Here is a 9,435-nt window from a genome sequence, read left to right as displayed (position 1 = left end):
AGTTTAGACAATGAAATAGTAGTTTACAACGATGATGTAAATACTTTTGAGCATGTAATTGAAACTTTAATCCGAGTTTGTAATCATACTCCCGAACAAGCAGAACAGTGTTCCTTAATTGTACATTATAATGGGAAATGTACCGTAAAAACGGGCCCATACGATAAATTAAAACCACAATGTACTCAATTATTAGAAGCAGGGTTAAATGCGGAGATAATTTAAGAATAATAAAACTTCACTTTATGAAATAAAATACTGTGAATAATTCATAAACATTCTCTTTTATTCTATATTTGAATAAAAAAAAGTGTTTTTATGGAAGAATACGGTAAAATTTTAGTTTTTGTAATGCCTGTCTTTTTGATATTGATTATTATCGAGAAAGTTTATGGGCATTACAAAGGAGAAGACACTTCACCTAACATGGATTCTGTTTCAAGCGTAAGTTCTGGAATGGTTAACTCCCTGAAAGATGTTTTGGGGCTTAGTATAACGCTAGTTTCATACGATTGGATTGTATCTAAAATTGCTTTATTCAATCTTGAAGCTACGTTTTTAACCTATTTTATTGGATTTGTAGCTATTGATTTTTATGGCTATTGGAGCCATCGTTTGTCGCATCAAATTAATTTTCTATGGAACAAACATGCTATTCACCACAGTAGTGAGGAATTCAATTTGGCTTGTGCTCTGCGCCAACCTGTTTCCAGTTTCGTCAATTTATTTACCTTTTTATTGATTCCTGCAGCACTTTTAGGAGTTCCCTCCAAAGTGATTGCAATTACCCTACCGATTCATTTATTTCTTCAATTTTGGTACCATACCAAACACATTAAAAAGATTGGTTTTCTAGAAAACATACTGGTTTCTCCCTCCCATCATAGGGTACATCATGCTATCAACCCTGAATATATGGACAAAAACCATTCACAAATATTCATCATTTGGGATAAATTGTTTGGTACTTTTCAAGCGGAATTAGAAAGTGTTCCACCTGTTTTTGGAATCACACGACCAGCTAGAACATGGAATCCAATACGGATTAATTTTCAGCATCTATGGTTACTCATTACCGATGCTTGGCGCGCCGAAAACTGGAAAGATAAGTTTACCATTTGGTTTAAACCAACTGGCTGGCGTCCAGAAAATTTTGAAGAAAAATATCCCGTAACAAAAATTACTAATGTCTATGATTTTGAAAAATACGGTGTTCAACATTCTAAAAAACTGATGTACTGGTCGCTTTTTCAAGCTATTATGACGTTGTTATTGATTAGTTATATGTATAATTCTATCGCAATAATAGGTTTACCAAATGTATTTATTTACGGAGCATTCATCTTCCTTACGGTTTACAGTTACACGGAACTAATGGACACGAGTAAAACTTCTGTATTTTGGGAAGGTATCCGTTTTATATTTGGAATTGGACTTATTTTTTATTTTGGAGATTGGTTTGGCATGAATCAACTCTTTCCTTTTGCCAGTTCTATTATCGGCGGTTACCTAGTATTATCCTTGGCTGTAACAGTTTATTTTGTCAGCATTAATTTTGAAAAAGAAACAATGATTGTAGCTCAATCTTAAAACAGAACAATGAAAAGTACCCTAATATTAAAAAGTTTCATTGGATTTAGTATAGTCTATCTTTTGATAATTCTTTTTGAAAAAGAAGAAATTGCCTGGTTTTTGAAACCGCTTTTATTGCCATTTCTAATTCTGGCTGTTTATATTAGTGAAAGATTTAGTACCAAAAATATTCTTTTAGCAGCTTTGACTTTGTCGTGGATTGGTGATATAATTTTGATGTTTGCTGACAAAGGAGAATTGTATTTTATTGCAGGATTGATTGCCTTTTTACTTTCACACATTTCTTATATCATACTCTTTAGTAAACAATTAAGGATCTATATAAAGAAAAGTAAAATCATTTACTGGATAGGAGTTACAGCAATTGCCTTATATTTAATTGTAATGATGCTGATTTTGTTACCAAGTTTGGGTCACTTAAAAGCCCCTGTTTTTGTATACGCACTAACAATTTCAATTATGTTGTTATTTGCTCTTAAAGGATTTTTAAACTGGCAAAAACCTGCCAGTATATATATTTTAATAGGAGCCATCATTTTTGTCGCTTCAGATAGTATTTTGGCCTTTGATAAATTCTATACACCGTTGCAATACAGTTCTTTCTTGATTATGGCAACTTATTTAATTGCACAATATTTAATTGTAACTGGCATTTTGAAACTAAACAAAAAAAAGTAGCATTTCCATAAGAAAATGCTACTTTGGTATTAGATATTTTTCAATTAATGAGGTAATTTATTTTTCAATAAACCATATAAATAAGTTCCCAAAAGAGCCCCAAAAAGAACTATAAGAACGGTCCAAAAACCAGCGCCAAGCAAGATGAATATAGGACCAGGACAAGAACCTACTAATGCCCAACCCAAACCAAAAAACAAGCCGCCAATCCAGTAGCGAGCAGATCCTTTTTCTTTATTGGGAATTTCTATAGATTCTCCTTTGATGTCTTTGATATTATTTCTTTTTATGATTTGAATCCCAATAATTCCTGTCAATATAGCCACCGAAATAATTCCGTACATGTGAAAAGATTGAAACTGAAACATTTCATAAATTCTATACCAAGAAACAGCTTCGGATTTTGTTAAAACAATTCCGAAAATGAAACCAACCGCTAAAAATTTTATACTATTTTTCATTTATATATGAGAATTAATTTAGGATTAAAGGAAGTAAAAAATGAGCCATAATAAGACCCCCAATAAAAAAACCGATAACCGCTTTTAAAGAAGGTAGTTGTAAATTACTCAAGCCTGAAATTGCATGTCCTGAGGTACATCCACCGGCATAACGGGAACCAAAACCAATCAAAATACCACCAATAAGCAGTATACAAATACTTTTTGGGGATTCTAAAATAGCTGTTCCAAAAAGTGCATCCGGCATTAATTTTCCGTGTGGAGCATCGATCCCAAGTTGTGCTAATTGTGCAATTGTTTTAGGATTAATGTCCACATTTGAAGCATCACTCATGAAATGAACGGCGACAAATCCACCTAACATAGCTCCAAGAACGACTACTAAATTCCAGCGTTGTGCTTTCCAATCAAAATCAAAAAACGATACTCGTTTGCCTAAACCTGCAATAGAACAAAGCGATCTTAAATTAGAAGACATTCCGAAAGACTTCCCAAAATAAATAAGTGCTAACATAATAAATCCTATCAGTAAACCAGAAACATACCAAGGCCATGTTTGAAAAACTATATCCATATTCTATTTATTTAATTTCTGCAAATATAATAAGCATTGTTACATACTTGTAAATAAAAATTGGCTAAAGCCCAAACATAATAATTTACGACAACAAAAACCGTTATAATGCGGGTTCTGATTATATTTGTATTATCAAATCAAGATTAAACACAGAAAAATTTAAACTATGAAAAATACACTAGTTATATTTATCCTCTTCATTACTTTATCGGGGTGTACGAGTACAAAATCTACATTACAAAATACCGACGACAATGCTCCAGACTTACAACTCACACAGAAAAATACATTTATTATAACTGAATATAGCACGGATAAAAAATACGGATACAATAAAGATTATCCTGTCAATATTTTTTTTAATAACACCAACAACGAAACCATTAATCAAGAGCGTTTTATAAATGCACTTGCTGGACCTAGAGGAGAAAAAATCAACTTTACAAAACTAGAAAGTTGTTGCCCTTTTCCAACTAAGCGAAGTGACATGGGTGCAGGTCTCCTTGATGTTTATGAATTAAAATGGGATGGACAAAAAAAACCTATACTATTATATCTAAATATTTATGAAAAAGGAGTCATCAAAGTTCCTGTAGGTCTTACTTTAAAAAAATAATGAATTTCTGTTACTTTACTATTTAGAATTACGTTTTATAAAAAAGAATTAGCATAGTAATTTTATTAAAATCCTTTTAAAAACTTTATGATTTCATCAATTTAAAATAAATCATAACTACATTTGCAAACTGAAAACACACACTATGAATATTCAAAATATCCCACAAATCAAACATACTGACAGCGGTAATTTCTTTTTACTTGCGGGTCCTTGCGCTATTGAAGGCGAGACAATGGCTTTACAAATTGCTGAAAAACTAGTAGGAATTACTAATGATTTAAAAATACCTTTTGTTTTTAAAGGATCCTTTAAAAAAGCAAATCGCTCTAGAATTGATAGCTTTTCTGGAATTGGAGATGAAAAAGCTTTAAAAATATTGAGAAAAGTTTCAGAAACATTTAATGTCCCAACTGTAACGGATATTCATACCAATGAAGATGCTGCAATGGCGGCACAATATGTTGATGTGCTACAAATTCCAGCTTTCTTGGTAAGACAAACTGACCTTGTAGTAGCTGCGGCTAATACTGGTAAAGTTGTAAACTTAAAAAAAGGACAATTTATGAGTCCCGAAAGCATGAAACATGCTGTTCAAAAAGTATTGGATTGCCAAAACACAAATGTAATGGTGACAGATCGAGGTACCATGTTTGGATATCAAGATATGATTGTAGATTTTAGAGGCATACCTACTATGCAACAATATGCTTCAACTGTTCTAGATGTTACGCATTCTTTACAACAACCAAATCAAACTGCAGGTGTCACAGGTGGCCGACCAGACATGATAGAAACTATTGCGAAAGCCGGAATTGCTGTAGGAGTTGATGGAATTTTCATTGAAACTCATTTTGATCCTGCAAATGCAAAAAGTGATGGCGCAAATATGTTGCATTTAGATTATTTTGAATCGCTTATGGTTAAACTTGTTGCCATAAGACAAACCATTAATAACTTTTAATTTAGAAAATTTCAATCATTGAAAAAAATAGCATTATACATCGCAATCGTAGCATTTTCAAGTATACAAATTGTAAATGCACAGCAAGACGAAAAGATTCAAGAAAGGTATACCGCTCATAATAAGGGTAAATTTTTTGTTTCATGGGGAGGTAATAGAGATAGCTATACCAAGTCTGATGTTACCTTTAAAGGAAAAGATTACAATTTCACATTAGATAATATTACTGCTGATGATAAACCGAAAGGTTGGCATATTGACTATTTGAATCCTACAAGAATGACTATCCCGCAAACTAACCTCAGGTTAGGTTATTTTATAAACGATCATTACAGCATTGCAATTGGAGTAGACCACATGAAATATGTCATGACACAAGAGCAAACTGCAAATATCTCGGGTACTATTTCAGCTGGCACTCCTTATGATGGTGTTTATAACAATAGTCCAATTGTTTTATCAAAAGATTTTTTAATGTACGAACATACAGATGGTTTAAATTATGTTAACACAGAATTTTCTCGACACGATGACATTTCTAAATTATTTAAAATTAAGAACACAGATAAAATTCAAGTTAATGTAACAGAAGGTTTAGGTCTTGGACTACTATATCCTAAAACCAATACTACATTATTAGGAAAAGAAAGACATGATGATTTTCATGTTTCAGGCTTCGGTACTTCACTTAAAGCAGGATTAAATGTTACTTTTTTTAAACATTTTTATATTCAAGGAGAATTAAAAGGAGGATATATTAATATGCCGGATATTAGAACAACAAAAAGCGCTGAAGATAGTGCATCACAGAATTTTTTCTTTTTTCAAAGAATCATTGCATTTGGAGGGATTTTTAAAGTTTAACATTACATTAATATCCAACACATAAGCTATCAAATTGATAGCTTTTTTTTTGCAAACAATTTTCAATTCAATACATAAATTTATGACCATTATTAAATTTTATTATTTAAATTTATAAATCGTTTTACTTTATAAAATTTAAGACAAATAAAATAAAAATCCTCAATGTACAAGGAAACAATCCATGAAGCTTCATCAAGAACAAATTATCATTTTGACAATTTTTTTAATATCTCAGCTGATTTCATATGCATTGCTGGTTTTGATGGATATTTCAAAAGAATTAATCCTGCAGTTTCAAAATTATTAGGTTTTACAGAAGAGGAGTTGTATGCCAGACCAATTAGTAGTTTTGTATACGCTCCCGACCTGCAAATTACTATAGAAACTAGAGAAGAAGTTTATAAAAACAACCCACTTTTAAATTTTGAAAACCGCTATTTAACTAAAAGTGGCGAAATAGTTTGGTTATCTTGGACATCAATGCCTGTTCAGTCGGAGAAATTAGTGTATGCCATCGCAAAAAATATCACTCATAAAAAAAAGGTTGAAGAAGAGCGCAATTTACTCCTTACTAATCTTACGCAAATTAATAAAGAACTAACTCTGTTGTCTCACAAAACATCGCATGATTTAAAATCTCCCATAAATAACATGCTCTCGGTTTTCAGTCTTATTGATGTCTCAAAAATAAATGATCCTGAAACATTAGAATTAATAAATATTCTAAAACAAACTAGTGAAAATTTAAAGCAAACTCTAAATGAGTCAATTGATGATTTAGTAGACAAAACAAATATTAATACAGCAATTGAAGAAATCAATTTAAAAGAATCCCTTACTGAAGTTCTTGAATCTATAAGTTCCTTAGTAAATGATTCCAAAGCAGCAATTCATATTGACTTTTCAGAATTTGAAAATGTAATATTTAATAAAGCATATATAAAAAGTATTTTTTTGAATTTAATAACTAATTCCATAAAGTATGCTAAGCCTAATCAATCGCCCGTAATAACTATTAATTCTAGAAAAATAAATGGAGTACACCAATTAATTTTTGCTGATAACGGAGTCGGTTTTGATATGGATAAAGTAAAAGATAAAATTTTTGGACTATATGAAAAGTTCCATAGTAATATTGATAGTAATGGAATAGGATTGTATTTGGTTTACAATCACATTACCAGTTTAGGCGGAAGAATTGCGGTAGAAAGTAAAATAAATGAAGGCGCCACATTTATTATTTCATTCAAATATTGAAAAAAAATAATTGTGACACCTTCACAAAGATTAAAATTATTTAGCTATTCCATTTTGATCCATTAAGTATACTAGTGAAGCCATAGCGGCAGCTCCTAGTTCTAACTCTCTTTTATGAACTGCATCAAAAGTATCATTAGACGCATGATGATGATCAAAATAACGTTGTGAATCTGGCTGTAACCCCACTTTTACAATGTGTTTTGATTGCAATGGACCTATGTCAACACCAGAATGACCTTTGACAAACTTATGTATTAAAAAAGGTTCAAATAAAGATCCCCAACTTTTTATCTGATTAAAATTAACCTCATCGGCATCAATTGAGAAACCTCTTGGAGAAAATCCACCCGAATCACTTTCTAAAGCAAAAATATGATTTTCCTTGTTTTTGCTAGATAGAATTTGATATTCCTTACCGCCTTTAACACCGTTTTCTTCGTTCATAAATAAAACTACTCGCAAGGTATTTTTTGGTTTATACCCAATATTCTTGAAGATATTTAATACTTCCATACTTTGCACACAACCTGCACCATCATCATGAGAACCGTCTCCTAGATCCCAAGAATCAAGATGCCCACCTACAAGCATAATTTGTTCTGGATGTTCTGTACCTGTCATCTCGCCTACCACATTATAGGACAGTACATCGTCAAAAGTTTCACAAGATTGTTTTAAATAAAAACTAGCATTCGGATTGGTTTTTAAACTTTTACTTAAAAGTTCGGCACCGTTTGTACTTATTGCGGCAGCAGGGATTCGTTGTTCCTTGGCAATATCTCCGTAATTAGTAGCGCCGGTATGCGGTAAATCGTCTAAACGCAAGTTCATAGATCTCACAATAACTGCCAAAGCACCCAGTTTTCCTGCCTCTCTAGCACCAGATGATCTTTGGTCTACACAACCACTGTATGCTTTAAAAGTCTCTACAAACTCAGGATTCATGGGTCTATTAAAAAAAATAATTTTTCCTTTTACTTTCGCTTCGCCAAGTGCTGCAAGTTCTTCTAAGCTCTTTACTTCAATTACGTTGGCTTGCAATCCTTTTTTTGGAGTCGCTACAGATCCTCCCAAAGCACAAATAGGAAAACTAATTTTTTGTTTCCCTAGTTGTAAATAGCCTATTTCTTTCTCGCCTCTCACCCATTTTGGCACCATTACCTCTTGCAGGTACACTTTATCTAATCCTAATGTTTCTAATTGCGCTTTTGTATATAAAACGGCTTTCTCAGCTCCTGCAGAACCCGATAATCGGGAACCAATAGCATTTGACAAGTGGTCAAGCCAAGGATAACACTTGGCATTAGTTAAAGATGATTTGTATATATCTTTTAAGGTTTGTTCTTCTTTTGATTGTGCAAAGAGACTACACGTAGCCATAAAAAGTGACGCAACAACAATTGATTTTTTCATAATGAATTTAGACTTTCTAAGAATTCTTAATTATAATTTAGGTTTTGGTTTTCGTTGCAATTTCGTAATTCCAAACGAATAATGTTAGAGTAATTTAAAAAAAGTAAATTTTATGTTGTTTCAGGATTATTTGTTTTGTGGCTATTAAGGTCTTTTTTTAAATAATTTTCATTGGAACAGTGGGATATCGAATTCATGGATGTTTCTCATGTGTCTATTTTATAATTCGAATTTAACAAAACCACAGCAGATGATTATTTTAAATTCAATCGCTCAATTTTATTACCAATTGTAAATAATTTCATCTCATTTTCTAAAACACTAAACTCATCTTTCAAAACGCTTTGAATAATTTTTCCGTTTTTTAAAAGCATTATTTCATCGCAAGTATCACTTAAAGTCGAAAAAATATGAGACGATATTATAATTGATTTCCCCATCTCTTTGAGTTTTTGGATTATTTCAATTATGATTATATTACTTTGAATATCAACACCATTAAAGGGTTCATCTAAAATAATAACTTTATTTTCTTGCAATAGTAAAGCTGTTAATGCCAGTTTTTTTTTCATTCCTGTTGAATATTTTACTGCATATTCATGTAGTGGTAAATCAAAAATATTTCTTTCACCCAAATCAGTAATCGAAATATTTCTAGCATTGCATAATAACTTGATGTACTCATTACCGGTTATTTTTGAAAAAAAGTAAGGTTCTGTTTGTAAATATCCTAAATGATTTTTTAGCAATCCAAATTCATATTTTACTATTCCTTCATTATTTTCTAATCCAGCTATACAGTTAAATAAGGTTGTTTTTCCTGCCCCATTTTCTCCAACTATTCCATACACTTTTCCATTCAAAAAATTTAAATTTATGTTTTCTAAAACTATTTTAGATCCGTATGATTTTGATAAATTTTCAATACTAATCATTATAATATCTCTTTTAATTTTTTAAGTGACTGCATGTATAAATAGGGAGTAATAAACAATAATAATGGTGG

The 9,435-nt window shown here is 31.4% G+C and carries 11 protein-coding genes; 7 read left to right on the top strand and 4 right to left on the bottom strand.

Annotated elements, in window-relative coordinates; all coding sequences use genetic code 11:
- The 3 genes from DNC80_RS14970 to DNC80_RS14960 all read left to right on the top strand — a co-directional run.
- On the top strand, positions 1 to 225 hold a 225-nt coding region (locus DNC80_RS14970), incomplete at its 5' end, for an ATP-dependent Clp protease adaptor ClpS (RefSeq protein ID WP_182651901.1).
- A gap of 93 nt (positions 226 to 318) precedes the next feature.
- Positions 319 to 1,590 carry a sterol desaturase family protein gene (locus DNC80_RS14965; RefSeq protein WP_182651900.1) on the top strand — a complete coding sequence of 424 codons (1,272 nt, stop codon included), beginning with the start codon at positions 319 to 321 and terminating at the stop codon, positions 1,588 to 1,590.
- Positions 1,591 to 1,599: 9 nt separating this feature from the next.
- The gene (locus tag DNC80_RS14960) at positions 1,600 to 2,271 is read left to right on the top strand and encodes a lysoplasmalogenase (protein ID WP_182651899.1); all 672 of its coding nucleotides are present in this window, start codon (positions 1,600 to 1,602) and stop codon (positions 2,269 to 2,271) included.
- 44 nt (positions 2,272 to 2,315) lie between these two features.
- On the opposite strand, the gene DNC80_RS14955 is transcribed toward DNC80_RS14960, so the two are convergent.
- Both DNC80_RS14955 and DNC80_RS14950 read right to left on the bottom strand, forming a co-directional pair.
- Positions 2,316 to 2,732 carry a DUF6691 family protein gene (locus DNC80_RS14955; RefSeq protein ID WP_182651898.1) on the bottom strand — a complete coding sequence of 139 codons (417 nt, stop codon included), beginning with the start codon at positions 2,730 to 2,732 and terminating at the stop codon, positions 2,316 to 2,318.
- 13 nt (positions 2,733 to 2,745) lie between these two features.
- A complete protein-coding gene (locus DNC80_RS14950) occupies positions 2,746 to 3,306 on the bottom strand; it encodes a YeeE/YedE family protein (protein WP_182651897.1) in 561 nt (186 codons plus the stop codon).
- A 169-nt stretch (positions 3,307 to 3,475) separates the two neighbouring features.
- Between DNC80_RS14950 and DNC80_RS14945 the strand changes: the two genes are divergently transcribed.
- The 4 genes from DNC80_RS14945 to DNC80_RS14930 all read left to right on the top strand — a co-directional run bounded on the left by DNC80_RS14945 (position 3,476) and on the right by DNC80_RS14930 (position 7,013).
- A complete protein-coding gene (locus DNC80_RS14945; protein WP_182651896.1) occupies positions 3,476 to 3,925 on the top strand; it encodes a 2-dehydro-3-deoxyphosphooctonate aldolase in 450 nt (149 codons plus the stop codon).
- A gap of 145 nt (positions 3,926 to 4,070) precedes the next feature.
- Complete coding sequence (gene kdsA, locus DNC80_RS14940) at positions 4,071 to 4,889, top strand: 3-deoxy-8-phosphooctulonate synthase (RefSeq protein WP_182651895.1); 819 nt, start codon at positions 4,071 to 4,073, stop codon at positions 4,887 to 4,889.
- A 63-nt stretch (positions 4,890 to 4,952) separates the two neighbouring features.
- Positions 4,953 to 5,753 carry a hypothetical protein gene (locus tag DNC80_RS14935; RefSeq protein ID WP_182651902.1) on the top strand — a complete coding sequence of 267 codons (801 nt, stop codon included), beginning with the start codon at positions 4,953 to 4,955 and terminating at the stop codon, positions 5,751 to 5,753.
- A gap of 165 nt (positions 5,754 to 5,918) precedes the next feature.
- Positions 5,919 to 7,013 (top strand): PAS domain-containing sensor histidine kinase, encoded by a 1,095-nt coding sequence (locus tag DNC80_RS14930; RefSeq protein WP_144891898.1) that lies wholly within the window; start codon positions 5,919 to 5,921, stop codon positions 7,011 to 7,013.
- A gap of 36 nt (positions 7,014 to 7,049) precedes the next feature.
- Here the strand turns inward: DNC80_RS14930 and DNC80_RS14925 are convergent, their stop codons facing one another.
- Positions 7,050 to 8,429, bottom strand: a complete 1,380-nt coding sequence (locus DNC80_RS14925) for a M28 family peptidase (protein ID WP_182651894.1) — start codon at positions 8,427 to 8,429, stop codon at positions 7,050 to 7,052.
- Between the two features lie 254 nt (positions 8,430 to 8,683).
- On the bottom strand, positions 8,684 to 9,364 hold the full coding sequence (locus tag DNC80_RS14920) for an ATP-binding cassette domain-containing protein (RefSeq protein WP_182651893.1): 681 nt from the start codon (positions 9,362 to 9,364) through the stop codon (positions 8,684 to 8,686).
- Between the last annotated feature and the right edge of the window lie 71 nt (positions 9,365 to 9,435).

The organism is Flavobacterium sp. SOK18b, assembly GCF_014156605.1.
GTDB lineage: Bacteria > Bacteroidota > Bacteroidia > Flavobacteriales > Flavobacteriaceae > Flavobacterium > Flavobacterium tiangeerense.
This window is presented reverse-complemented; position numbering and strand designations above follow the sequence as displayed.

Excerpts from the sequence above, each read along its gene's own strand:
- DNC80_RS14930 (WP_144891898.1), top strand. The coding sequence starts at position 5,919 with ATGTACAAGGAAACAATCCATGAAGCTTCATCAAGAACAAATTATCAT.
- DNC80_RS14920 (WP_182651893.1), bottom strand. The coding sequence starts at position 9,364 with ATGATTAGTATTGAAAATTTATCAAAATCATACGGATCTAAAATAGTT.
- DNC80_RS14965 (WP_182651900.1), top strand. The coding sequence starts at position 319 with ATGGAAGAATACGGTAAAATTTTAGTTTTTGTAATGCCTGTCTTTTTG.
- DNC80_RS14950 (WP_182651897.1), bottom strand. The coding sequence starts at position 3,306 with ATGGATATAGTTTTTCAAACATGGCCTTGGTATGTTTCTGGTTTACTG.
- kdsA (WP_182651895.1), top strand. The coding sequence starts at position 4,071 with ATGAATATTCAAAATATCCCACAAATCAAACATACTGACAGCGGTAAT.
- DNC80_RS14925 (WP_182651894.1), bottom strand. The coding sequence starts at position 8,429 with ATGAAAAAATCAATTGTTGTTGCGTCACTTTTTATGGCTACGTGTAGT.
- DNC80_RS14955 (WP_182651898.1), bottom strand. The coding sequence starts at position 2,732 with ATGAAAAATAGTATAAAATTTTTAGCGGTTGGTTTCATTTTCGGAATT.
- DNC80_RS14945 (WP_182651896.1), top strand. The coding sequence starts at position 3,476 with ATGAAAAATACACTAGTTATATTTATCCTCTTCATTACTTTATCGGGG.
- DNC80_RS14960 (WP_182651899.1), top strand. The coding sequence starts at position 1,600 with ATGAAAAGTACCCTAATATTAAAAAGTTTCATTGGATTTAGTATAGTC.